Origin of the sequence: Salimicrobium jeotgali, from assembly GCF_001685435.2 — a bacterium.
GTDB lineage: Bacteria > Bacillota > Bacilli > Bacillales > Halobacillaceae > Salimicrobium > Salimicrobium album.
On sequence record NZ_CP011361.2, the window covers coordinates 1,341,916 to 1,365,237 of the forward strand.

Annotated in this window: 20 protein-coding genes; 2 read left to right on the top strand and 18 right to left on the bottom strand. The window is 46.6% G+C overall.

From position 1 onward, the window contains the following. Positions 1-283: 283 nt before the first annotated feature. The 3 genes from tkt to AAV35_RS06775 all read right to left on the bottom strand — a co-directional run bounded on the left by tkt (position 284) and on the right by AAV35_RS06775 (position 3,357). Positions 284-2,290, bottom strand: a complete 2,007-nt coding sequence (gene tkt, locus AAV35_RS06765) for a transketolase (protein ID WP_008587738.1) — start codon at positions 2,288-2,290, stop codon at positions 284-286. Between the two features lie 116 nt (positions 2,291-2,406). Next, positions 2,407-2,640 (bottom strand): DUF896 domain-containing protein, encoded by a 234-nt coding sequence (locus tag AAV35_RS06770; protein ID WP_008587740.1) that lies wholly within the window; start codon positions 2,638-2,640, stop codon positions 2,407-2,409. A gap of 48 nt (positions 2,641-2,688) precedes the next feature. Next, complete coding sequence (locus AAV35_RS06775) at positions 2,689-3,357, bottom strand: YneB family resolvase-like protein (RefSeq protein WP_008587742.1); 669 nt, start codon at positions 3,355-3,357, stop codon at positions 2,689-2,691. 300 nt (positions 3,358-3,657) lie between these two features. Between AAV35_RS06775 and lexA the strand changes: the two genes are divergently transcribed. Further along, positions 3,658-4,281: a transcriptional repressor LexA gene (gene lexA / locus AAV35_RS06780; RefSeq protein WP_008587744.1), complete on the top strand. Its 624-nt coding sequence runs from the start codon at positions 3,658-3,660 to the stop codon at positions 4,279-4,281. A gap of 127 nt (positions 4,282-4,408) precedes the next feature. Here lexA and glnA read toward each other — a convergent pair whose 3' ends face one another. The 6 genes from glnA to miaA form a co-directional block, all read right to left on the bottom strand. Continuing rightward, positions 4,409-5,740 (bottom strand): type I glutamate--ammonia ligase, encoded by a 1,332-nt coding sequence (gene glnA, locus AAV35_RS06785; protein ID WP_008587746.1) that lies wholly within the window; start codon positions 5,738-5,740, stop codon positions 4,409-4,411. Between the two features lie 18 nt (positions 5,741-5,758). Beyond that, entirely contained in the window at positions 5,759-6,163 is a 405-nt protein-coding gene (locus AAV35_RS06790) for a MerR family transcriptional regulator (RefSeq protein ID WP_008587749.1), read from the bottom strand. Between the two features lie 121 nt (positions 6,164-6,284). Further along, positions 6,285-7,505, bottom strand: a complete 1,221-nt coding sequence (locus AAV35_RS06795; protein ID WP_008587751.1) for a methionine gamma-lyase family protein — start codon at positions 7,503-7,505, stop codon at positions 6,285-6,287. Beyond that, positions 7,498-8,748 carry a GTPase HflX gene (hflX, locus tag AAV35_RS06800; RefSeq protein ID WP_008587753.1) on the bottom strand — a complete coding sequence of 417 codons (1,251 nt, stop codon included), beginning with the start codon at positions 8,746-8,748 and terminating at the stop codon, positions 7,498-7,500. Before hflX ends, AAV35_RS06795 begins: the two co-directional genes overlap by 8 nt. Positions 8,749-8,949: 201 nt before the next feature. Beyond that, positions 8,950-9,174 carry an RNA chaperone Hfq gene (hfq, locus tag AAV35_RS06805; RefSeq protein ID WP_008587755.1) on the bottom strand — a complete coding sequence of 75 codons (225 nt, stop codon included), beginning with the start codon at positions 9,172-9,174 and terminating at the stop codon, positions 8,950-8,952. A gap of 40 nt (positions 9,175-9,214) precedes the next feature. Continuing rightward, positions 9,215-10,153, bottom strand: a complete 939-nt coding sequence (miaA, locus tag AAV35_RS06810; RefSeq protein WP_008587757.1) for a tRNA (adenosine(37)-N6)-dimethylallyltransferase MiaA — start codon at positions 10,151-10,153, stop codon at positions 9,215-9,217. A gap of 223 nt (positions 10,154-10,376) precedes the next feature. On the opposite strand from miaA, the gene AAV35_RS06815 reads away from it, so the two are divergent. Continuing rightward, entirely contained in the window at positions 10,377-10,733 is a 357-nt protein-coding gene (locus AAV35_RS06815) for a helix-turn-helix domain-containing protein (protein ID WP_008587760.1), read from the top strand. 83 nt (positions 10,734-10,816) lie between these two features. On the opposite strand, the gene mutL is transcribed toward AAV35_RS06815, so the two are convergent. The 9 genes from mutL to pgsA form a co-directional block, all read right to left on the bottom strand. After that, the gene (gene mutL / locus AAV35_RS06820) at positions 10,817-12,637 is read right to left on the bottom strand and encodes a DNA mismatch repair endonuclease MutL (RefSeq protein ID WP_008587762.1); all 1,821 of its coding nucleotides are present in this window, start codon (positions 12,635-12,637) and stop codon (positions 10,817-10,819) included. Between the two features lie 13 nt (positions 12,638-12,650). After that, on the bottom strand, positions 12,651-15,188 hold the full coding sequence (mutS, locus tag AAV35_RS06825) for a DNA mismatch repair protein MutS (RefSeq protein ID WP_008587764.1): 2,538 nt from the start codon (positions 15,186-15,188) through the stop codon (positions 12,651-12,653). Positions 15,189-15,376: 188 nt separating this feature from the next. After that, on the bottom strand, positions 15,377-15,796 hold the full coding sequence (locus tag AAV35_RS06830) for a YlbF/YmcA family competence regulator (RefSeq protein WP_008587765.1): 420 nt from the start codon (positions 15,794-15,796) through the stop codon (positions 15,377-15,379). Continuing rightward, entirely contained in the window at positions 15,796-17,352 is a 1,557-nt protein-coding gene (miaB, locus tag AAV35_RS06835) for a tRNA (N6-isopentenyl adenosine(37)-C2)-methylthiotransferase MiaB (protein WP_008587767.1), read from the bottom strand. The genes AAV35_RS06830 and miaB overlap by 1 nt, the downstream gene beginning before the upstream one ends. Before the next feature lie 234 nt (positions 17,353-17,586). Beyond that, positions 17,587-18,384 carry a TIGR00282 family metallophosphoesterase gene (locus AAV35_RS06840; RefSeq protein WP_008587769.1) on the bottom strand — a complete coding sequence of 266 codons (798 nt, stop codon included), beginning with the start codon at positions 18,382-18,384 and terminating at the stop codon, positions 17,587-17,589. 69 nt (positions 18,385-18,453) lie between these two features. Next, positions 18,454-20,016: a ribonuclease Y gene (gene rny / locus AAV35_RS06845; RefSeq protein ID WP_008587770.1), complete on the bottom strand. Its 1,563-nt coding sequence runs from the start codon at positions 20,014-20,016 to the stop codon at positions 18,454-18,456. A gap of 182 nt (positions 20,017-20,198) precedes the next feature. After that, the gene (gene recA, locus AAV35_RS06850; RefSeq protein ID WP_008587773.1) at positions 20,199-21,251 is read right to left on the bottom strand and encodes a recombinase RecA; all 1,053 of its coding nucleotides are present in this window, start codon (positions 21,249-21,251) and stop codon (positions 20,199-20,201) included. A 157-nt stretch (positions 21,252-21,408) separates the two neighbouring features. Beyond that, positions 21,409-22,662 (bottom strand): competence/damage-inducible protein A, encoded by a 1,254-nt coding sequence (locus AAV35_RS06855; RefSeq protein WP_008587775.1) that lies wholly within the window; start codon positions 22,660-22,662, stop codon positions 21,409-21,411. Beyond that, a complete protein-coding gene (gene pgsA, locus AAV35_RS06860) occupies positions 22,659-23,237 on the bottom strand; it encodes a CDP-diacylglycerol--glycerol-3-phosphate 3-phosphatidyltransferase (protein ID WP_008587777.1) in 579 nt (192 codons plus the stop codon). Before pgsA ends, AAV35_RS06855 begins: the two co-directional genes overlap by 4 nt. Positions 23,238-23,322 lie beyond the last annotated feature (85 nt).

Below are 23,322 nucleotides of genomic sequence, written 5' to 3' on the forward strand. Positions count from 1 at the left end.
GGTGAACAGATGCACACAATATTTATGATTCAATAGCTTCGATCATAACTTCCGGCACCCGCCGGTCACGTTTGAAAAATCTCAAAACTGTACCCGGGACCCGTTGCCGGACTGCTGTTCCCCGACGTTTCTGTACCTGTATTATACCATATCGTTCCTCCGGGCTTAAAACTCAAGACCTCGGACATCGGCTATGTCTTCCGCCCTTAAAACTGCGGAAGTGAAGAGCCTTATGTAATAAACAGGAACTCCGGATAATTTTCCGAAGTCCCCGATTCTTGTCTTACTTTACATAGCTTTCTACGTGCTTCACAACATTTTCGACAGTAAAACCGAAGTTTTCAATAACGGTCGCTCCAGGCGCCGAAGCTCCGAAGCGGTCAATACCCACTACTTTACCGTCGAGACCGACGAAACGCTCCCAGCCGAAGGAAGAAGCCATTTCAATAGCTACGCGATTTCGTACGCTGTTCGGCAATACTTCTTCTTTATAGGCATCATTCTGAGCTTCGAAACGATCGAAGGAAGCCATGCTGACAACGCGGGCATCCACGCCTTTGCTCTTAAGCTCTTCTTTGGCTGCCATAGCCAGCTGTACTTCCGATCCGGAAGCCAGAAGAATGGTATCCGGCGTGTCCTTGTCGGAGTCACTGAGCACGTAAGCTCCTTTTTTCACACCTTCATAGGCTTTCTCTTTCGTCCCTTCCAATGTCGGCAGTCCCTGTCTGGTCAATACGAGAGCTGTCGGGTTGGACGTGGATTCCAGTGCCAGTCTCCACGCCGCGCTGGATTCGTTCCCGTCTGCCGGGCGAATGACCGAGAGGTTCGGAATGGCCCGAAGTGCTGCCAGATGTTCTACAGGTTCGTGAGTCGGACCGTCTTCCCCTACAGCAATAGAGTCATGCGTAAACACATAGTTCACTGGAAGATTCTGAATAGCCGACAAACGGAGAGACGGGCGCAGATAGTCACTGAAGACGAAGAATGTGCCTCCGTATACTTTAAGGCCACCGTGTAAAGCCATTCCGTTCAGAGCCGCTGCCATAGCGTGTTCGCGGACACCGAACCAGATGTTTCTTCCTGCATAATTATTTCTAGAAAAGTCTTCCTGTGCCTTGACCGTCGTCTTATTGGAGCCTGCAAGGTCGGCACTTCCGCCGAAGAAATAAGGGATTTTATCGGAAAGAGCGTTGATCGCTTCCCCGGACGTTGCACGGGTGGCTGCTTTGTCACTGGACGTGTCGTAAGCAGGGAGGACCTGTTCCCAATCTTCCGGAAGTTCCCCTCTGATGGCTTTCTCAAGCTCTTCGGCCAGCTCAGGATTAGCTTTCCTGTATTCTTCGAACTGCTTATTCCACTCTTCTTCTTTCTTTTCCCCGCGCTTTTGGATCTTTTCCCGGAAGTCTTCATAAACTTCATCAGGCACATAGAACGGTTCTTCATATTCCCAGCCATAGTAGTCTTTCGTCTGCTGCACTTCCTCTTCTCCAAGAGGTGCTCCGTGCGCATCCGCTTTACCCGATTTATTCGGTGCACCGTAGCCGATGACGGTTTTCACTTCGATCATCGTCGGCTGTTCAGTGTTTTTCTTCGCTTTATCGAGTGCGTCGGTGATAGCTTTCGTATCATTTCCGTCTTCTACACGCAGCACCTGCCAGCCGTAGGCTTCGTATCTCTTCTCTACGCTTTCACTGAACGCACGGTTCAACTCCCCGTCAAGAGAGATGTCATTGGAATCATATAGTACTATGAGTTTTCCGAGACCGAGGTGACCCGCAAGAGACGCGGATTCCTGAGATACACCTTCCATAAGGTCTCCATCACTGCAGATGACATACGTATTATGATCGATGATCGAATGTTTATCTGTATTGTAGTTGGCCGAAAGATGGGCTTCCGCCATCGCCATTCCGGTAGCCATGGCAATACCCTGCCCGAGCGGTCCGGTCGTAGCTTCCACGCCATGTGTATGCCCCACTTCCGGATGTCCGGGCGTTTTGGAGTCCCACTGGCGGAAATTTTTGATATCATCCATCGTTACGTTATATCCGGAAAGATGAAGCAGACTGTACTGCAACATGGATCCGTGGCCTGCCGAAAGTACAAACCGATCACGGTTGAACCAGTCGGAGTTCTTCGGGTTGTGATCCATATACTCCGTCCAGAGTTTGTAAGCCATAGGCGCCGTGCCCATCGGCATACCAGGATGTCCCGAGCTCGCTTTTTCCACTGCATCGATCGTCAGTGTACGAATAGTATTAATAGACTTCTGTTCAATATCTTTAGTCAATGCCATTCCCCTTTCTGATGCGGAATATGTAACAAGTATAATCCTATAATGAAATAGGGTTCGTAGCAAGTCAGTAAACCGCTTTCACACAAAAAACCTGCGATTCCCGCAGGTTTTTAATGTTTTTTCTCATTCTGCTGCATGCGTTTCACTTTCTCCGGAGTAACGTCCTGTCCTTCCGGATCGATGACTGTCATTCCTTTCAAATGGTTCTTGAAAGATTTTCTCACGTTCTGTAAATATTCCTGACGTAATTCATGCTGTTCGTTCTGCTCTTCAGAAGAAAGTCCCTGCTCTTTTTTCTTATTAGCTAAAGCGTTTATACGATCAAGCTTGTGTTGTGCCAACATGTTTTGTCACCTCTTTACTTACCCTGTATATACTGAAGGGTATTATCTTTAATTATGATAACGCGACGTATTTTCATTTTCAAATGTTTGGCTTTCTTTATATCTGCGATGCACTGTCGCCTTGGAGACATCATACCCCATACCGCGGAGAGTAGCCGCAATTTCCTGAAACGTGAGCTTCTTTTCCCGGAGACGTGCCACTTCCTCTACAGGAAAATCAATACGTTCCCGCCCCCTGGCCTGGTCGATGTTCTTTAAATTTTTGGAAGGGTCATAGCCATCTTCCACCGCTTTTTTCATCCCACGTCGGATTTTCATGTTATGAAGATAGCGCTGATACTCTTCCACCACTCCGACGATCTGCAGAACCATGGAATCAGACTCGGAAATCTCCATCTCTCCGCTTCCCGTCACCGTATAGATCGTTACATCAAGCTTTTCGAGCTGGTGTAAAAGGGCGATTTTCGTGTTTCCCCTGCCGAGTCTCGTCTCATCCTGAATCAGGAGTGCTTCCGCTTTTTTCGAGGAGAAAATATCAAGGGCACGAAGTATACCTTCCCTTTCGATGGAGTATCCGCTGGCTTTTTCTTCGATAACTTCCACAATATCCATACTATGATTCTCCGCAAGTTCCTTAAGTTCTTCCTTCTGTCTCTGTATAGACGTAACCTGGGTCTCTTTTTCCGTACTTACTCTGCAATACAAGACCGCTTTCATCCTTACCACCTCTCCCACAGAAAAATGATACAGGATTTAAACACTGGAAACCATTGAGATGTATAGGAAAACCAGACTCAGAATGAACAGAATGATATGAGTAAGATCCTGCTTGGATAATTTATGAAACATGGAATACCTCCCGATAGAACTATTGTTCCTTAGAACTTATGTTCGTGTAGTTATCATTATATACGAACTATTGTTCCTGTCAACACAAAAGTTCGAACGCGTGTTTGTATTCCGGCACCCTACGTGCTACAATATATGTAATAAATTTTCTATACAGGATGTGACATTATGACTAACCTATCCAAACGACAGCAGGAAATATTGAATTTCATAAAACAGGAAGTAATCGACAAAGGGTATCCCCCGTCCGTCAGGGAAATCGGGAAGTACGTAGGACTTGCTTCCAGTTCTACCGTACATGGACACCTCGCGAGACTGGAAAAGAAAGGTTTCATCCGGAGAGACCCGACGAAACCCCGGGCGATCGAAGTGATAGATCTGGAGGAAGGTACTAAAATCCCTAAAGGGGAAGCGACGTTCGCCCCCGTAATCGGTAAAGTAACCGCCGGTGTTCCTATAACTGCAGTAGAGAATATCGAAGAATACCTTCCGGTGCCGGATACGATAAGCAGCACGGAAGAAGATACTTTCATACTCGTCATCCAGGGGGAGAGTATGATAGAAGCCGGCGTTCTGGACGGAGACAAAGTAATCGTCCGTAAGCAGAACACCGCGCAGAACGGAGATATCGTTGTCGGTATGACGGACGAGGGTGAAGCTACAGTGAAGCGATTCTTCAAAGAAGCGGATCACGTACGCCTTCAGCCGGAAAACTCCTCCATGGAGCCTATCCTTCTCGATGACGTCACCATCCTCGGAAAAGTGGTCGGCTTATTTAGGAACGTACACTGAACCGCTTCCCCTGTATACACTTAAAAATCCTCCATTACCGGCCGGTAATGGAGGATTTTTATTTTAGTTTTATGGTCATGTAAATCTAAACGTTCTCAACGGAAATTACCTTGAGAGGAGGTTCAGATTAATACGTCTGCAGATACTGTTCCCTCTCCCAAGGGTGTACCTGGGTACGGAACATGTTCCACTCGATTTCTTTCGCTTCGATAAAGTGCTCATACAGGTGTTCGCCCAACGCCTTCACCATCACGTCATTCTTCTTAAGTTCCTGAAGTGCATCATACAGTGTAGCCGGAAGATCGGTCACTCCCGCTTCTCTGCGCTCTTCCTCATCCATCACATAAATGTTGCGATCCACCGGTTCAGGTACTTCCAGTTTGTTCTCGATACCGTCGAGACCCGCAGCAAGCAGAGCGGCCATTCCCATATACGGGTTCGCGGCCGGATCGACACTCCGCACTTCGATACGGGTACTTACTCCGCGGGACGTCGGAACGCGGATGAGCGGACTTCTGTTCTGGGACGACCAGGCTACATATGAAGGAGCTTCATATCCCGGAACGAGACGCTTATAGGAATTCACTATAGGATTCGTTATTGCTGTGAAAGCCATCGCATGCTTCAGAATACCGGCAGTAAACTGATAAGCTACGTCCGAGAGCTGTTCTTTGCCGTTCTCATCGAAGAAAGCATTACCTTCTTCCGTGAACAGGGACATGTTTGCGTGCATACCGGAACCGTTCACTCCGAAGAGAGGTTTAGGCATAAACGTTGCATGCAGACCGTGTTTACGGGCAATGGTTTTTACAACGAGTTTAAACGTCTGGATATCGTCACAGTGCTTCACTGCTTCCGAATATTTGAAGTCGATTTCATGCTGCCCGGGAGCGACTTCGTGGTGGGAAGCCTCGATTTCGAAACCCATCTCCTCAAGCTCCAGTACGATATCCCGTCGACAGTTCTCCCCGAGGTCGGTCGGAGCAAGGTCGAAGTAACCGCCTTTGTCGTTCAGTTCAAGCGTAGGGTTCATGTTTTCATCCATCTTGAACAGGAAAAATTCCGGTTCGGTACCGAGATTGAAAGCGGAGAAACCGAGCTCTTCCATTCTTTTCAGGTTGCGCTTCAGGTTGTAGCGCGGGCATCCCTCGAATGGAGTACCGTCCGTGTTGTAAATGTCACAGATGAATCGTGCCACTTTCCCTTTCTCGGATGTCCATGGAAGTACGAGGAACGAATCGAAATCCGGTACCAGATACATATCGGACTCCTCGATTCGTACGAATCCTTCAATGGAAGAACCGTCGAACATCATCACTCCGTCCAGAGCTTTGTCGAGCTGGCTGAACGGGATCTCCACGTTTTTGATAATACCGAGCATATCCGTAAACTGCAGACGGATGAATTTGACGTTCTCTTCCTCGATCTTCTTGTAAATTTCTTCTCTTGTTAAGCCCATACATGTGCCTCCCGTAATTTAGTGAAAGAATCTTGATAATTCTCCCTGTCTGAGTCCAAAATTTCCTTTTCCTGCATCATTCTCAATTTCCTTACGAAGCATTTTCCGTAACTCTTTTTCGCTGAGCTGATGGTAGACTTCCTGTACTTCTCCGGGTTTGTAATCAGGGCGGGGCGTTTCCTGTTTCAAATCGAACACCTGCCTGATACCCGCAAGATTGACCCCTTTTTCTACAAGTGATTTAATCTCAAGAAGCCGGTCTACATCATTAAACGAAAACAGTCGCTGATTCCCTTTGGAACGGGCCGGAGTCACCAGCCCATTCTGCTCGTAATAACGAATTTGCCTCGGAGTGAGGGCAGTAAGGGATTGGACGATTCCCATAGAAAACAGCGGCATGGAACGTCGTACTTCATCACTCATTTCTGCCACCCCCTCCAAGAATTCTTACTATTATTATAATTCAAAGTGGATAATTGTCAAGCGATGTCAGGAAAGTTGACATGAAAAAAGCCGGAGTATTCCGGCTCCCTTTCTCAGTTCCCTATGACGTAACAGCATCCACGGCACGCCGCACTGCTATTTTTACGTGTTCCGCCGTAAGTCCTCCCTGGACAAAAGCCATGTAGGGAGGCCGGAGCGGGCCGTCTGCTGTCAGTTCAAGGCTCGCACCCTGAATAAACGTTCCGGCCGCCATGATGACGTCGGAATCGTACCCCGGAAGCGGGCCCGGTTCCGGAAGGGCGAAGGCATTTACCGGCGAAGCTTTCTGGATCTCCCGGCAGAAATCGACCATCTGCTCCGCATTGTCGAAGTACACCGTCTGAATCAGGTCCGTACGGTATTCATCATAAAACGGTTTTGTCCGGAATCCGTAACTATCCAGATATTTAGCCGTGTAAACCGCTCCTTTCAGAGCTTCCCCGACTACGTGGGGGGCGATGAATATGCCCTGGTACATCTCCTGCAGAACGGAAAGCGTCGCACCCATTTCCTTGCCGAGTCCGGGAGCCGTGAGCCGGTGCGCACAGGCAGTAATCAGTTCTTTCCGCCCGGCTATGTACCCGCCGGTACGCACAATACCGCCGCCCGGGTTCTTGATGAGGGAGCCCGCGATCAGATCAGCTCCCGCTTCCAGCGGTTCCGCTTTCTCTACAAATTCCCCGTAACAGTTGTCCACAAACACAATCGCATCAGGTTTCACTGCTTTTATTTCCTTTACCATCCCTTCGATATCCTCAATGGTAAAAGAAGGTCTGTCTGCATATCCCTTGGACCTCTGGATGGCTACCATCTTCGTCCGTGAAGTGATGACTTCCCTGAAACGCTCTGCATCCACCGCCCCTTCTTTTAAAGGTAAGGCACGATAGCTGATGCCGAAGTCGTGCAGGGAGCCGTGGTCTGCTCCATCCCCGGCAGGTTCAATTACTTCACGAAGAGTGTCGTAAGGTTCACCCGTCACATACAGAAGTTCATCCCCCGGACGGAGAACACCGAAAAAAGCGGTGGAAATCGCATGAGTCCCCGATACGAGCTGAGGTCTGACAAGCGCATCTTCAGCTCCGAATATTTCCGCATAAACTCCTTCGAGCGTATCTCTTCCTTCATCATCATAGCCGTAGCCTGTCTCCGAATGGAAATGGCGATCCGCTACGTTCTGATTTTGAAAAGCATCCAGCACTTTTTCCTGATTATGCAGCACGATGTCCTCGATCTTTTCTTTATAAGGACGGATTTCTTCTTCTATATTCACAATATCATTCATCTTTATGCTCCTTCGGTATTACTTTATCCCTCAAAGGGTGCAGAGGGTCGATATATCCGCGCACGACGTACTCCCCGCGCTCTTCGAGGAATTCACGTACGTAAACGAGCGTGTTAAGCTCCAGTGTTTTTAAGAATTTACCTTCTTCCGCTTTTACATACGTATGGTACGGATCCCAGTTTTCCGATAGTACTTCTTCAATTGCCGATAGTGCGTCCCCGACTCCTCTGTCATCTTTAAAGGAAGTCTGGACCGACGGCTTTTCCATCGGTGTGAATGGTCCCTCTACCTTATCCTGCTTATTATAAACGGTAAGCCGGGGCAAATTCTCGGCTCCAAGTTCTTCAAGGAGAGAGAGGACCGTTTTTTCATGCTGGTCATGATCGGAAGCCGAAGCATCCACGATGTGCAGAATGAAGTCGGCTTCCGTCACTTCTTCGAGCGTGGAACGGAAGGCGGCAATCAATGTTGTAGGCAGGTGCTGTATGAAACCTACCGTGTCGGACATGAGAACTTCGAGCCCCGATGGGAGCTGGGTCTGCCGCGTCAACGGATCGAGTGTAGCGAACAGCTTATCCTCCTGCAGAGAATCAGCGGAAGTTATTTTATTGAAAAAGGTCGTCTTGCCGGCGTTCGTATATCCGACGATCGCCACCTGAAACGCACTGTTCTCTTTTCTTCTTTCTCTGTATTGCTTCCTGTGCTCCACGACCTGATCGAGTCTCGTCCTTACATCACGGATCCTTCTTCTGATGTGACGGCGGTCTGTTTCCAGCTTCGTTTCCCCCGGGCCTCGCGTACCTATTCCGCCTCCGAGTCTCGACAACTGAACGCCCTGACCCGACAGTCTCGGCAGGAGATATTGCAACTGGGCAAGTTCCACCTGCAGTTTACCTTCTTTAGTTTTGGCTCTATACGCAAAAATATCCAGAATCAGCTGGCTTCTGTCTATGACCCTCACTTCCAGACGGTTCGTAATATTTCTGAGCTGCGTCGGCGACAGTTCATCATTGATGATTACCAGTTCAATTTCATGTTCCTCTATAACGCCTGCCGCTTCTTCCAGCTTCCCGTCACCGAGGTAATGAGCTTTATGAGGTTTTTCCAGCTGCTGGACAAGAACACTCACAACTTCGCCTCCGGCAGTTTTAGTTAAATCTTTCAGTTCTTCCAGTGAATAATCGAATGTTTCTTTTTTTCTCGGGTCTTTTCTTGCTAAAATCAGCGCCTTCTCTTTATCCAAAGATAAGCATCCCCCTTTAATAAAAGTCTTTATTACTTCAGTCTTCCCGCTGTGGACCGATTTCATCCTTCCGGAAAAGATTCTTCCTCCCTGATATCCTCTCATACTGTATCATCAGGGAAAAAGGTGGCGAATTAAGTTCTGCCGGCAGAAGCCGACAGACTTTTTTTCAATAATAAAACCGGGCCAAAAGCGCCCGGTTTACATGTCTTCTAATGTAACATTTTTATTTGGAGAAAAAGTGGAAATCGCATGTTTGAAGATCAACTGCTGCTTCCCTTCAGTTTCAACGAGCACTGTAAAGTTATCGAAAGCTTTGATAGTTCCCTTTAACTGGAAACCGTTCAGCAGGAACAGCGTCAACGGAATCTTTTCCTTACGCAACTGATTCAAGTAATTATCCTGAATGTTCACTGTCTGGCTCATAAAATGATCCTCCTCCATTCTATCTCTCTAGCTTAACAGTTTATTTCTCCGGCAACATCAAAAATCCTTCTAAATCCGACAAAATTAAAGAAACTTTTTCTGCAAAATTCTCCTCGGTCACTTCATACCACTCTACGGGAAGCTTATTTTTGAAATACGTGTACTGTCGTTTGGCGTATCTCCTTGAATTTCTCTGCAGAAGAGCTACCGCTTCCTCCAACTCTTTCTCCCCCTCGAGATAAGGGATCAATTCTTTGTAACCGATAGCTTTCATCGCCTGGGTCTCTTTCGGATATTTTTCCAGGAGATTGCTGATTTCTCCCGGAAGTCCGCCTTTGACCATGTAATTGACCCGTTGGTCAATCCTGTTGTACAACACTTTCCTTTCCATCTCGAGACCGATCATTCTGAAGTCGTAAAATGGAGGCTGCTGCAGTGACTCATGCTCGGATTTTGTCTTTCCGGTCACTTCATAAATTTCTAAAGCTCTAAGTACGCGTTTCGTATTATTAGGGTGAACTCTCTCCGCTTCATCCGGATCGATCAGGGTAAGCCGTTCGTGCATCTTCTCTTTTCCATCCTGTTCGAGTTCACGGGCCAGCCTTTCGCTTTTTACATGGTCCCGCGGAGTGTCAGAAAAAGAATAATCATATAGGAGGCCCTGAATATACATACCTGTACCCCCTACTATCACCGGCACTTTCCCTCTCGAGAAAATGTCTTCGATCAACTCTCTTCCCCGGTCCTGAAACTCGGCAGCCGAAAACGTGTCATCAGGGTACTTGATATCGATCATGTGATGAGGCACGCCTTCCGCTTCCGAATTCGTGATTTTCGCAGTCCCTATATCCATTCCTTTATAAATCTGCATGGAATCCCCGCTGATCACCTCCCCGTCAAATGCTTTACAGACTTCCACTCCCAGTTTCGATTTCCCTACCGCAGTGGGTCCCACGATGGAGACAACTTTTCTATTCATTAAAAAATCCCCGCTTTCTAATATATATTTTACACCATTCCCGCACCGAACTACAGAGGTAACTGAAAACGTTACGTGTTTATATCTGAATCCGTTACTAAAAACTAACGTTTTTAGTTACATGAAACTAAATGTTACCGTTAGTTTTTTTAAAGGTTTTCGTTAGTTTCTCTTTCCAAATCCGTTATCCTGTAGTACTATAGCATTTAGGAGCGTGATATCGATGCTTAACGAGAGAATCAAAAAGTTAAGGAAAGAAAATCGTTATACACAGCAGGAACTGGCCGAAGAAATTGAAGTCACCTCCCAAGTAGTGTCCAACTGGGAGAGGGCCTATACCTTTCCTGATGTAAATGACGTCAGAAACTTAGCCAAAGCTTTACATACAACATCCGACTACCTGCTTGGGCTCTCCGATAATTCGGTGGATCAATATTCGAGAATACTTCGTCACCTGGAAGAAATAGACCTTTCCTGTCCGCTGTTTCTCCAATATGACAAATTGACGGAGCTGGATGCACAAAACATTCATCAGCTGGAAAACTACTTTCAGTTTTTACTGCAGCAACAGCAGAACTGAAGCCGTTTTTCCGGCATATTTTCACATAAGAAAAAGGATGACGTTAAAGCAACAGTAACGTCATCCTTTTTACGTATCTGAAATTAATTCATGACTCTTTTAAACATTTTCTCAATATCATACTCGGAAAAGAAGACGATGATAGGACGGCCGTGAGGGCATGTAAAAGGATCTTCGGCAGCTGCCAGATCATCTAGTAACACTTCCATATCCCTTGGCGTCAGGTGGTGGTTGGCCTTTATAGATCCTTTGCAGGACATGAGCGCCGCTGCATCATTCCGGAAGTTTTCAATGTTAATGTTGTTGGACTGTTCCAATTCCTCTACAATCTCTTCGATAATCTCCCCTTCATACCCTTTCGGAAACCATTCAGGATGAGAACGGACAATAAAAGTATTCGTTCCGAACGATTCGAAGAATACCCCGATGTTTTCGAGTATGTGACTGTTTTCCTCAATTTTCAAAGCGGTTCTGGCAGGAAATGTGAAGGTCAACGGGACGAGCAGCTCCTGCACTGTCTGATCCGGTTCCCCCAGCTTTTTTTTGAAACGTTCGTATTTGATCCTTTCCTGCGCAGCATGCTGATCTATCATGTACATGCCTCTTTCATTCTGTGCAATAATATAAGTTCCGTGGAGCTGACCGACCGGATACATATGAGGAACTCTTTGCGTGTTCTCCTCTTCTTCCTGCCGGATATCTCCGGAGTCTTTCACTGTTTCTTCTGCCGGCTCAGGTTCCAAAGGGAACGGATTTTCTTTTTCCGGCCCGGGAGTACTTTCATCTATACGTTCTGTTTCGTAACTTTGATTGCTGTTGGCTGCAATCTCAGAAACCCGCGGTTTTTCAAAAACCATGGAGGTCTGTTCCCTTTTATCTTCTTTTTTGTTGATCGTCGATGTCCCTTCCGGTATCAGCGTTTCTTCCCGGAAGGCTTGTTTAATCGTATTCTGAATAAGTTCGAAAAGTTCCTGTTCTTTGCTGAATCTGACCTCGAGTTTGGCGGGGTGAACGTTCACATCCAAAAGGGAGGGATCCATATCAATATTAATAAGGGCTACGGGGTATTTTCCTAAAGGAAGCAGCGTATCATAGCCTTTGAGAATCGCCTGGACGAGTTTAGGGTTACGGATAAACCTTCCGTTCACTATCAAAGACATATAAGCCCTTGAAGCACGGGTGATTTCCGGTCTTCCAATCAGCATCTCAAGCTTGAAATCTTTATCTCCGGCAGACGTTCTCTTCATCTTTCTTGCTACGTTGCTTCCATATATTTGAGAAAGGACCTGCAGCTGATCTCCACGTCCGCTCGTCTGGAATAACGTTTTCCCCTGATGCTCCAGACTTACTTTTACGTGCGGGTTAGCGAGTGCCATACGATTCACAACGTCAGTGACGTGCCCGAGTTCAGTATGGATAGTTTTCATATACTTCAGCCTTGCAGGCGTGTTGAAAAATAATTCCTCCACTTTTATTTCCGTACCCTGTCTTGCATCGCTTGCTTCATGGTTCTTGACTTCTCCTCCCTCAAGATAAAGACTGATTCCGGAGGTGTCACCGGTGGAAGTTTTTACGCTGAGCTTACTGACAGCCGCTATACTTGCAAGAGCCTCTCCCCGAAAGCCCAATGTTTTCACATGAAACAAATCACGTTCATCTCTGATTTTTGACGTGGCGTGCCGCTGAAAAGCTCTTACCGCATCCTCTTTTTCCATACCTTTGCCGTTATCAGCGATACGGATATATTCAAGTCCGGCTTCTCTCAGTTCTACATTAACTACGGAACTTCCGGCATCTATACTGTTTTCCATCAGTTCTTTAACGACGGAGGAAGGCCTTTCCACCACCTCTCCGGCAGCTATTTTATTTGCCAGCGCATCTGGCATAACGTGAATATTATCCATATATATCCCCCCTTCATTTCACCATTTTTTGCAGTCTGTACAAGGCGTTCATCGCTTCCATAGGCGTCATTTCCATCAGTTCCAAGCTGGAAAGTTCTTTTTTCACTTCGCTATCCCCTTCATCCTCCTGTTTCCGGGGTGTCTCAGGTTCAGGGTGAAATAAAGACAGCTGGGTCTCTTTTGTATCATGACTTTCAAATTCCTCCAGAAGCCGCTCCGCTCTTGTTATCACTTCCGACGGGAGCTCAGCCAGTTCCGCCACGTGGATTCCATAACTTTTATCCGCTGCCCCTTCTTTCACCTGATGGAGAAAAACCACTTTCCCGTCCACCTCTTCCGCACGGACGTGTACGTTCTTCAGGGAACCGAGCTCGGATTCAAGTGTGGTCAGTTCATGGTAATGAGTTGAAAAAAGCGTTTTCGCTTTAATATTTTCATGGATATATTCGACAATCGACTGCGCCAGCGCCATACCATCGTACGTACTTGTTCCGCGCCCGATTTCATCAAACAGGATCATACTCCTGTTCGTAGCATGAGTGATGGCGTTATTAGCCTCCAGCATTTCCACCATGAATGTACTCTGACCGGAAATAAGGTCATCCGCTGCTCCAATTCTTGTAAATATCTGATCGAAAACAGGCAGTACTGCTTCTTCACAGGGCACGAAGGAACCGATTTGCGCCATGACGGATGTGAGCGCCATTTGTCTCATGTAAGTACTTTTCCCGGACATGTTAGGGCCGGTAATAAGAAAGATATTCGTGGACTCATCCATATAAATATCATTGGGTACGAACTCGTCCTCCATCACTTTTTCAACTACCGGGTGACGGCTATTGACAAGATGCACGGTCCGTTTTGAAGAAAAAGAGGGTCTCTCATACCCGTTCATTTCAGCTGCGTAACTGAAGCCCTGCAGCACATCCAGTTCACTGATGTCTTTTGCCAATTGCTGAATCTTGTTAACATAATCTTTTACCAGTTCCCTTATCTCCAGAAACAGCTCATACTCAAGCTCAATACTTTTCTCTTCCGCCTGTAAAATAGTCGTTTCCTTTTCTTTCAATTCCGGAGTTATAAATCTTTCTGCGTTCGCGAGCGTTTGCTTCCTTTCGTACCGTTCAGGTACGTGTGTAAGATTAGCGCGGGTCACTTCTATAAAATAGCCGAATACTTTATTATATTTGATTTTCAAAGACCTGATCCCCGTCAGCTCTTTTTCTCTTTTCTCTAAATCTGCAATCCATTTCTTCCCGTTAATCTGGGCATCCCGATATTCATCCAGACTTTCGGAATATCCGCTCTTAATAATGTTCCCTTCACGGATAGTCAGTTTCGCATCCTCATGAACGCTGTTTTCAAGAAGCTGTGCAAGTTCCTCCATAGGATCCATTCGTTGAACAAACGTTTGAATAACTGACACTTCAAGGGTTGAGAGCGATGAAAGTATGGATGGGACTTTTTGTAAAGAACGCTTAAGCTGAAGCATATCTTTCGCGTTAATATTACCAAAAGCGACTCTTCCTGCCAGACGCTCCAGGTCATAAACAGAAGTCAGGTCTTCCCGGAAGGCATCCCTGTATAAGAAATTATCCATGAAACCCTGAACGATTTCCTGACGTTTCTGAATAAGTGATTCGTCAAGAAGAGGACGGTCAATCCATTTTTTCAAAAGCCTGGCTCCCATAGCTGTCACAGTGGAATCGATGACTGAAAGCAGACTTCCTTTCTTTCCTTTCTTCATCAGTGTTTCTGTCAGTTCAAGATTTCTTTTGGAATACATATCCAGCCTCATGTAATCTTTTGTTTCAATGTACTGGACGGGCTGCAGGTGACTCATCGCCCTTTTCTGAGTACGATTGATGTAATTGTATAATCTTCCGAACACGGGGGTGAGTTCTTCACTCAGATTTCTGACAAGATGATGAGAATCCTCCGGGATATGTGTCTCCTCTTCGAAAGAGACGGTACAGTCCAGTTTTTCCCGCGCTTCTTTCTGTACATTTTCGGGAATTTCCCGGCTCATTACAATTTCTTTTACCGGCTGATGATACAGTTCGCCGATCAGAGAATGGGAATCTCTTCCGATATAAGAAGCGCTGGTCTCTCCCGTAGTAAGATCTGCATAACTTAACCCGAAGGAATGATCTTCGAGCAGGGAAACCGCTGCTAAAAAGTTGTTTTCTTTCTCTTCAAGCATCGAGCCTTCCATGACTGTGCCTGGTGTAATGAGTTGAACTACCTCCCGTTTGACTACGCCTTTCGCCTGTTTCGGATCTTCCACCTGTTCGCATACGGCAATCTTGTATCCTTTTTCCACGAGCTGTTTAATGTAGTTCTCCGAAGAATGATATGGGACGCCGCACATTGGTATTTTATCACCGCCTCCGTCTCTTGCGGTAAGGGTGATTTCGAGTTCCTGAGCTGCCTTCAAAGCATCATCAAAAAACATTTCATAGAAATCTCCCAGTCTGAAGAACAGAAAAGAGTCTTTGTAATCAGCTTTTATTTTTAAATATTGTTGCATCATCGGGGTGTATGTAGACATATATCTTCCTCCAGCACGTACTTATATTCGATCTAATTATAGCATAGTTGTCATTTCCTTTAAAAAGGTCATTGTTTCGTATCCATCAGATATTTACAGTTTTTATTTTTATACTTTGGAGTTGCTACTAAGTAATTATATGAAACAACCACAAAAAAAGAAGTCCCGATTAAAGGACTTCTTTCTCTTTAACATCCGCCGCTTGCCTGCTTGGAGCCGGTCTCTCCGCTAAGGATATTCCCTCCGGTGGACTTGATCACTTCGTTCGTAACTTCTCTTGAGATGGTACGTGAAATCATTTGCAGAAGGTCATTCACTACTACCTGGGAATGTTTGAATTCCGCGACGACCGGAATTTCATCCAATTCATCCTGAAGCCTGTCGATTTCTTTTTCCACTTTCTCAAGAGCTTCCGTTTTTCCGTAAGCCTGGAAATTCACCGCCTGCTTCTGAAGAGCTTTGATTTTCTTGATATACAGCTGTACTTTATCGTTTTCGTTAAGTTTCGCTTCCAGCTGCTTGAAGCGGTCGATCTCCTCCAGTTCGGAAATCATCTTCGCCAAATCTTTCGCTTCCCCGAGCACCTGTTCTCTAGTGTATTCTGCCATTATTCTTTCACTCCTACTGTTGTCTCTGCCATTTCGCCATCCAGAGACCAAGTTTTTGCTTTCGTGATCCTTACGGGTACAATGTTTCCAATAGCGGACTCAGGACCTACAAAGTTAACGAGCTTATTCCTTTTCGTGTAGCCTGCGAGAACGTCCGGGTTATTTTTACTTTCCCCTTCCACGAGGACGTGAACTATTTCATTTTCGTACGTTTCCATCGTTTCTCTGGCCTGTTTATTGATAAGAGCATTCAGACGCTGAAGACGCTCTTTTTTCTCTTCCATAGAAACTTTATCGCGCATTTTAGCTGCAGGCGTGTTCTCTCTCGGTGAAAAGATGAACGTGTAAGCCGCTTCAAAGCCTACTTCTTCCACAAGGGAAAGAGTTTCCTGGAACTGTTCTTCCGTTTCGTTCGGAAAGCCTACGATAATGTCCGTCGTCAGTGTGGCATCTGGCATGGCCGCCCGGATCTTCCGTACGAGTTCCATGTAGTCTTCGCGGGAATATTTTCTTCCCATTATCTTCAGAACGTCACTGCTTCCGGACTGGACAGGCAGGTGGATATGATCCAGCATGTTGCCTCCCTTGGCCAATACCTCAATGAGACGGTCGTCGAAGTCCCTCGGGTGGGAGGTCGTGAATCTGACTCTCGGTATATCGATTTTGTGAAGGTCATCCATCAGATCTCCGAGCCCATAATCCAGATCGAGATCTTTCCCGTAGGCGTTGACGTTCTGTCCGAGCAGCGTCACTTCCTTATACCCCTGGGCTGCGAGATGCCGCACCTCCTGGATGATATCTTCGGGGAGGCGGCTTCTTTCTTTGCCGCGTGTATAAGGGACGATGCAATATGTACAGAATTTGTCGCATCCATACATTACGTTAACCCAGGCTTTAATTTTACCTTTTCTGGAACGGGGGAGGTTTTCGATAATATCCCCTTCTTTGGACCATACATCTATGACCATTTCCTTGCTGAACATCGCTTCCTTCAACAACTCAGGTATTTTGTGAATGTTATGGGTACCGAAAATCATATCGATGAATGGGTGTTTCTGTAAAATACGGTTAACAACCCCTTCTTCCTGTGCCATACAGCCGCACACACCGAGGATAAGATCGGGATTCTCACGCTTCAGCGATTTCAAGTGACCGATTTCGCCGAAAACTTTGTTCTCTGCATTTTCACGGATCGCACACGTATTCAGAAGAATGATGTCCGCTTCCTCCGCCTGTTTCGTCGGTTCATATCCCATCGTCTCAAAAATTCCCGCCATGACTTCGGTGTCGTGTTCGTTCATCTGGCATCCGTAAGTACGAATTAAATACTTCCGGTCTTCCCCGACTCCCTCCATTTCCTCAGGAATCGTGAAATCATAATGAACATCAACATCTTTTTTGCGTCGGCGCTGGGCGTCCCTCATGTTCGGGGGCTGGTATGTCGTTTCGAAATATTTCATGAATTCATCCGTGCTTTTATCTTTAATCCGCTCAAGATTGTTTTTCGGATCTTTCTGTCGAACCTGATCCATCTCTTTTCTTTGTTGTTCGTTCATAATTATCCCCTTTCCACCGTGCAAATCAACTACATAATTATAACAGGTTTTTCAAGATATGATAAGCGACTATAATTAGATGGTGCAAAAAGCGACAGAAATACAAAAGGAACTGGATCTTCGCCTCGAAAACAGCCCGTCCGGGACATGGACGGACATCACACCATCCTCTTCAGGTACGGCACAAAAGCTGTTTTCTTCCATCGTGAGGGAATAATTTTAATTATTCAAGTTTCAACTGAAGAACGGATGATCATCATTTATCATAATACGTCTGATTTTTTTAGCTTTCCCTGTTTTATCGTCCACGTCCACGACGACCCCGCTGAGCTGTGTCCGTCCATCCTTGGGCACTTCGAATCTCACTGGAAGCTGTGTCAGAAACCGTTTCATTACAGCCTCTCTTTCCATTCCGAGAATGCCATCGTAAGGTCCCGTCATTCCGACATCCGAAATGTAAGCGGTCCCCTGAGGAAGAATGCGTTCATCTGCCGTCTGCACGTGGGTATGGGTTCCTACGTTAACGCTTACTCTTCCGTCTACATACCAGCCCATAGCCTGTTTTTCACTGGTGGCTTCCGCATGAAAATCGAGGAATATGATATTCGTTCTCTTTTTCGCTTCGTTAATCAGTTCATCTATTTTCCGAAAAGGATCATCCAGGGGAGCCATGAACGTACGGGCCTGGAGGTTGATTACCGCAACTTCCGCATGAGGCGTTTTGATGAATGCGAGTCCTTTCCCGGGAGTACCTTCGGGCATGTTGGCAGGCCTCACCAGATAATCGGCGTCATCTATAAATTCAAAAATCTCCTTTTTATCCCAGGCATGGTTTCCCAGCGTGACTGCCTGAGCTCCCTTCTCAAGGAAGCGTCTGTAGATCTTTTCGTTGATACCTTTACCGGATGCTGCATTCTCTCCGTTTATTACGGTCATTGTAGGCTGATATTTCTGCTTAAGTTTCGGCAAATATGTATCTATCATTTCCCGCCCCGGAGAACCTACAACGTCTCCTATAAACATTATTCTCATCATCTCACTCCTGTCTTCCGATTTAAGTTAAACATAAAGAAAAGCGGCAAAGAGCCGCTTTTCCCAGGTTTATTTTGCATACTCTACTGAGCGTGTCTCCCGGATTACGGTGACTTTGATATGCCCAGGGTAATTCAATTCATCTTCTATACGGCCACGAATATTTCTGGCCAGTTTCGTTGCCTCTAAATCATCAATTTCATCAGGGCTTACCATGATTCTGATTTCACGACCGGCCTGAATTGCAAAAGATTTTTCTACACCATCATATGATTCCGAAATTTCTTCCAGTCTTTCCAATCGTTTAACGTAGTTTTCCAGAGTCTCGCTTCTTGCTCCGGGTCTTGCGGCAGACAATGCATCTGCAGCCGCTACCAGTACCGAGATGATCGAAGTAGGTTCTTCATCTCCATGGTGTGAAGCGATAGCATTGATCACTGTGTCGTTTTCCTTATATTTCACTGCGAGTTCCTTACCGATTTCCACGTGACTTCCTTCCACTTCATGGTCGATCGCTTTACCGATGTCATGAAGAAGACCGGCACGTTTCGCAAGCGTCACGTCTTCACCGAGCTCGGCAGCCATAAGGCCGGATAAATGCGCCACTTCCGTCGAGTGTTTCAAAACATTCTGACCGTAACTGGTACGATACTTCAGACGTCCGAGAACTTTAACCAGGTCCGGATGAAAACCGTGGACACCTACTTCAAAGGTTGTCTCTTCACCGATTTCCCGAATGTAGTCGTCTATTTCTCTTCTCGATTTCTCGACCATTTCCTCGATACGGGCCGGATGGATACGACCATCCTGTACGAGTTTTTCAAGAGAAATACGTGCAATTTCACGGCGTACCGGATCGAACCCTGAAAGAATAACCGCTTCCGGTGTATCGTCTATAATCAGATCGATTCCTGTAAGGGTCTCCAGTGTCCGGATATTCCTTCCTTCTCTCCCGATGATTCTGCCTTTCATTTCATCGTTAGGAAGATTTACGACAGATACCGTAGTTTCAGCTACATGATCGGCAGCACAGCGCTGCATAGCCAGGGAAAGAATGTTTTTCGCCTTCTTATCGGCCTCTTCTTTCGCCTTATTCTCAGCTTCCTTAACCATGAGCGAAGTTTCGTGGGAAAGATCATTTTCCACACGATCCAGGATTACCTGTTTTGCCTGGTCCGCAGTCAGACCCGATATACGTTCAAGCTCCGACTGCTGTTTCTCCACGAGCTGATGCATATCCTTTTCTTCCTGTTCCAGCTGTGTCTGTCTCTCACCCAGCATATCCTCTTTCTTCTCTACAGAAAGTTCACGCTGATCGAGAGTGACACTCTTACGGTCCAGGTTCTCTTCTTTCTGGTTCAAACGATTTTCAAACTTTTGCAGTTCCGTACGCCGTTCCCTTATCTCATTTTCCGCTTCCTGACGAAACGCCTGATTCTCTTCTTTCGCTTCCAGAAGAGCCTCTTTTTTAGCTGATTCTGCATTCCTTCGACCTTCTTCAACAATTTGCTTCGCAAGATCCTCTGCGCTCGAAATCTTCGCTTCGGCAATCGACTTCCGGACGAAATAACCTGCAGCCAATCCGATGATCAGGGCAAGCAAGATGAAGATGATCGTGGATACAATACCCATAGTTTCACCTCCTCGTGCTTCTAGAGCCCATTATTAGTTTTAACCATCATTACTTTTTTGTCTGTTTCGTATCGAAATCATAAGTAACATAAATGGAATGATACACGTCTATTTTATGCCTGCCTATAAAGGATGTCAAGATAGTACAATAAAAGCAGGACTCTGTGGAGTCCTGCTTTGTATTAAACGTCCAGTGATTCCTGATCTTCCTCGGAGGATTTCTCCTCTTTTTCAGGCGCACTGTTCTCTTCGTCCATGCCATAGTGCTCACGGATCAGACGTTTCAGCTCACTGTAAACTTCCGCGTTCTCTTTCAGATACTGCTTCGCATTTTCGCGGCCCTGTCCCAGACGATCACCGTTATAAGAGTACCAGGAACCGCTCTTATTGATGAGATCGAGTTCCGTAGCTATATCCACGAGCTCTCCTTCACGGGAAATACCTTCCCCGTACATGATATCCACTTCCGCTTTACGGAAAGGAGGAGCCACTTTGTTTTTGACCACTTTAATTCTCGTTTTATTACCTATCATATCGTTCCCCTGTTTCAGCGTTTCCGCCCGGCGTACTTCCAGACGTACGGAGGAATAGAACTTAAGGGCACGACCGCCCGGTGTCGTTTCCGGACTTCCGAACATTACACCCACTTTTTCACGGATCTGGTTAATGAAAACAGCTGTCGTGTTCGATTTACTGATAGCTCCCGAAAGTTTACGAAGGGCCTGGGACATGAGTCGCGCCTGGAGTCCCACGTGTGCATCTCCCATTTCACCTTCGATTTCCGCTTTCGGTACCAGTGCTGCTACCGAGTCGACTACAATCATATCTACTGCACCGCTGCGTACCAGTGCCTCCGCAATTTCAAGTGCCTGTTCCCCGGTATCAGGCTGGGAGAGGAGCAGCTCTTCAACGTCTACTCCAAGAGCTTTGGCGTACGTAGGATCGAGAGCATGCTCGGCATCGATGAAAGCCGCCTGCCCTCCTGCAGCCTGAGCCTCTGCGATAGCGTGCAGAGCCACGGTGGTTTTACCGGAAGATTCCGGTCCGTAAATTTCCACGATTCTTCCGCGCGGGTATCCGCCCACTCCGAGAGCGACATCCAGAGCGAGTGATCCACTCGGAACGGTACTTATACGGCGACCGGCCTGATCCCCCATTTTCATAATCGATCCTTTACCGAACTGCTTCTCTATCTGTCTTAACGCCGAATCTAAGGCTTGTTTGCGTTCACTCATCAAATTCCCCTTTCCTCTTTTCTATACCCATCATAACTCTTTTCAGTCTGTTTGCCAACTAAAACGCGAATAAATGTTCCCGTTTTTTTAAGACAAAAACATATAGAAAACGAGGAAATCTGAAGGAGAAAATCCTGTTTCTATATGTTTTTCGTTCTTAAACCCCATTATTCAATGTGTGGAATAAAAGTTGATATGCTTTTTTTACTGCTTTGTTCTGTACCTGCTCCCTTGATCCCTGGAGATGTATAAAACGGTGCCACGCTCTGTCTTCCCCTATTTTCACGCCTATATAAACGCTTCCGGGATCCTGGTTTTCACTCTTGGAGGGGCCGGCCACTCCCGTAAAACTTATGCCCACGTTGGAGTTGAAAATATGCTGCGCCCTTTCGGCCATAGCTTCTGCGCATTCGGCACTGATCGTTCCGTAACGGTTCGTCACGTAAGGAGAAACGCCGAGGGCTTTTTCTTTCGCTTCTTTGGTGTAGGAGACCATTCCTCCTGTACAGACTCCAGAGGCCCCAGGGAGACTGATCATCTGATTGATGAACTGCCCCCCTGTTAAACTCTCAGCAGCCGATATTGTCCATCCACGTTCCTTCAGGAGTTCAAACACTTTCTGTTCGATAGTGATGTCATCACTGCCGTAGTAGTAGTCCCCGACTATTTCGAGAATACGCTCCCTTTCTTTTGCAAGGAGGTCATCCGCTTCTTCTAATGAAGCTCCGGAGGCCGTCAGACGGACACCCACTTCCCCGAGGGAAGCCAGCGGGGCGATAGTAGGGTTGGTCTGATTACTGATACGTTCCGAAAGAAGGTCTTCAAGAGCCGATTCCCCTATCCCGATGAACCTGAGCATTTCGGATTTGATTTCTGTACTCAGCACGTATCTCTCCCTGAGATATGGGAATACACCATCTCTCATCAGCTGCTTCATCTCTACCGGAACGCCGGGGAGAAAGACCCACACTCTGCCTTCGTGTTCCACAATCTGCCCGGGAGCCATCCCCTCTTCATTAGTAAGTATATGCGCCTGTTCAAATACCTGAGCCTGTTTATAATTATTCGACGTCATCGATTGACGGTTTTTCTTATAAAAGTTCTCTATTTTTTCTTTTGCCGTCTCATCCGTCCGGAATGGCCGGCGAAAAAGAGTGTTCACCGCTTCTTTCGTCAGATCATCTTCGGTAGGACCGAGCCCTCCGGTCACTATGATGAGATTCGAGCGTTCCTGGGCCGTACGGAAAAGAGCAGCCAGCCGGTCCTGGTTATCTCCGGCGGCCGTGTGATAATACACTGATATTCCGTGAAAGGCCAGCTGCTCGGAGATCCACTGCGCATTAGTATTTGCAATCTGACCGAGAAGCAGTTCTGTTCCTACACCTATTATCTCCGATTTCCACTGTGTCATTTGGAATCCCTCATTACATGCCAGTTTTTCTTAAAGTAATCATATCCTGAATAAGCCGTAATAATCATGGCCAGGTACAGGGCGATGATACCGAGAGGAAGGCCGACGAATGCAAAGGGGAAATTGTGCAGAAGCATCAAAGAGACTGCTACAATCTGAATCCACGTTTTCAGCTTACCCATCTGACTTGCAGCAAGGACCGAACCTTCCCCGGCAGCGACCAGACGAAGACCCGTTACTGCGAATTCCCGGCTGATGATTATAATAACGATCCAGGCAGGTGCAATTCCTGCTTCCACGAGAACTATGAGAGCCGCACTCACCAGCAGTTTGTCGGCGAGAGGGTCAAGAAACTTCCCGAGATTGGTTACGAGATTATATTTACGGGCTATGTAACCGTCCACCCAGTCCGTAGTGGAAGCGATTATAAATAAGATCGCCCCCAGAAGATGGGATACAGGCAGTTCTCTTTCCCCCATATCAAACGAGCCCCAGCCGAACGGGACGGAAACCAGAATAATGAAAATCGGAATCATTAAAATACGGGCTAACGTAATTTTATTGGGCAAATTCATACAAATACTCCTTTTCTGCCCAGTACGAGTACACGCCACCGGACAGTAAAATTTTATAAATACCGTTCGTGTCACCTACTAACAA

Excerpts from the sequence above, each read along its gene's own strand:
- AAV35_RS06770 (WP_008587740.1), bottom strand. The coding sequence starts at position 2,640 with ATGTTGGCACAACACAAGCTTGATCGTATAAACGCTTTAGCTAATAAG.
- AAV35_RS06775 (WP_008587742.1), bottom strand. The coding sequence starts at position 3,357 with ATGAAAGCGGTCTTGTATTGCAGAGTAAGTACGGAAAAAGAGACCCAG.
- lexA (WP_008587744.1), top strand. The coding sequence starts at position 3,658 with ATGACTAACCTATCCAAACGACAGCAGGAAATATTGAATTTCATAAAA.
- glnA (WP_008587746.1), bottom strand. The coding sequence starts at position 5,740 with ATGGGCTTAACAAGAGAAGAAATTTACAAGAAGATCGAGGAAGAGAAC.
- AAV35_RS06790 (WP_008587749.1), bottom strand. The coding sequence starts at position 6,163 with ATGAGTGATGAAGTACGACGTTCCATGCCGCTGTTTTCTATGGGAATC.
- AAV35_RS06795 (WP_008587751.1), bottom strand. The coding sequence starts at position 7,505 with ATGAATGATATTGTGAATATAGAAGAAGAAATCCGTCCTTATAAAGAA.
- hfq (WP_008587755.1), bottom strand. The coding sequence starts at position 9,174 with ATGAGCCAGACAGTGAACATTCAGGATAATTACTTGAATCAGTTGCGT.
- miaA (WP_008587757.1), bottom strand. The coding sequence starts at position 10,153 with ATGAATAGAAAAGTTGTCTCCATCGTGGGACCCACTGCGGTAGGGAAA.
- AAV35_RS06815 (WP_008587760.1), top strand. The coding sequence starts at position 10,377 with ATGCTTAACGAGAGAATCAAAAAGTTAAGGAAAGAAAATCGTTATACA.
- mutL (WP_008587762.1), bottom strand. The coding sequence starts at position 12,637 with ATGGATAATATTCACGTTATGCCAGATGCGCTGGCAAATAAAATAGCT.
- mutS (WP_008587764.1), bottom strand. The coding sequence starts at position 15,188 with ATGTCTACATACACCCCGATGATGCAACAATATTTAAAAATAAAAGCT.
- AAV35_RS06830 (WP_008587765.1), bottom strand. The coding sequence starts at position 15,796 with ATGGCAGAATACACTAGAGAACAGGTGCTCGGGGAAGCGAAAGATTTG.
- miaB (WP_008587767.1), bottom strand. The coding sequence starts at position 17,352 with ATGAACGAACAACAAAGAAAAGAGATGGATCAGGTTCGACAGAAAGAT.
- AAV35_RS06840 (WP_008587769.1), bottom strand. The coding sequence starts at position 18,384 with ATGAGAATAATGTTTATAGGAGACGTTGTAGGTTCTCCGGGGCGGGAA.
- rny (WP_008587770.1), bottom strand. The coding sequence starts at position 20,016 with ATGGGTATTGTATCCACGATCATCTTCATCTTGCTTGCCCTGATCATC.
- recA (WP_008587773.1), bottom strand. The coding sequence starts at position 21,251 with ATGAGTGAACGCAAACAAGCCTTAGATTCGGCGTTAAGACAGATAGAG.
- AAV35_RS06855 (WP_008587775.1), bottom strand. The coding sequence starts at position 22,662 with ATGACACAGTGGAAATCGGAGATAATAGGTGTAGGAACAGAACTGCTT.
- pgsA (WP_008587777.1), bottom strand. The coding sequence starts at position 23,237 with ATGAATTTGCCCAATAAAATTACGTTAGCCCGTATTTTAATGATTCCG.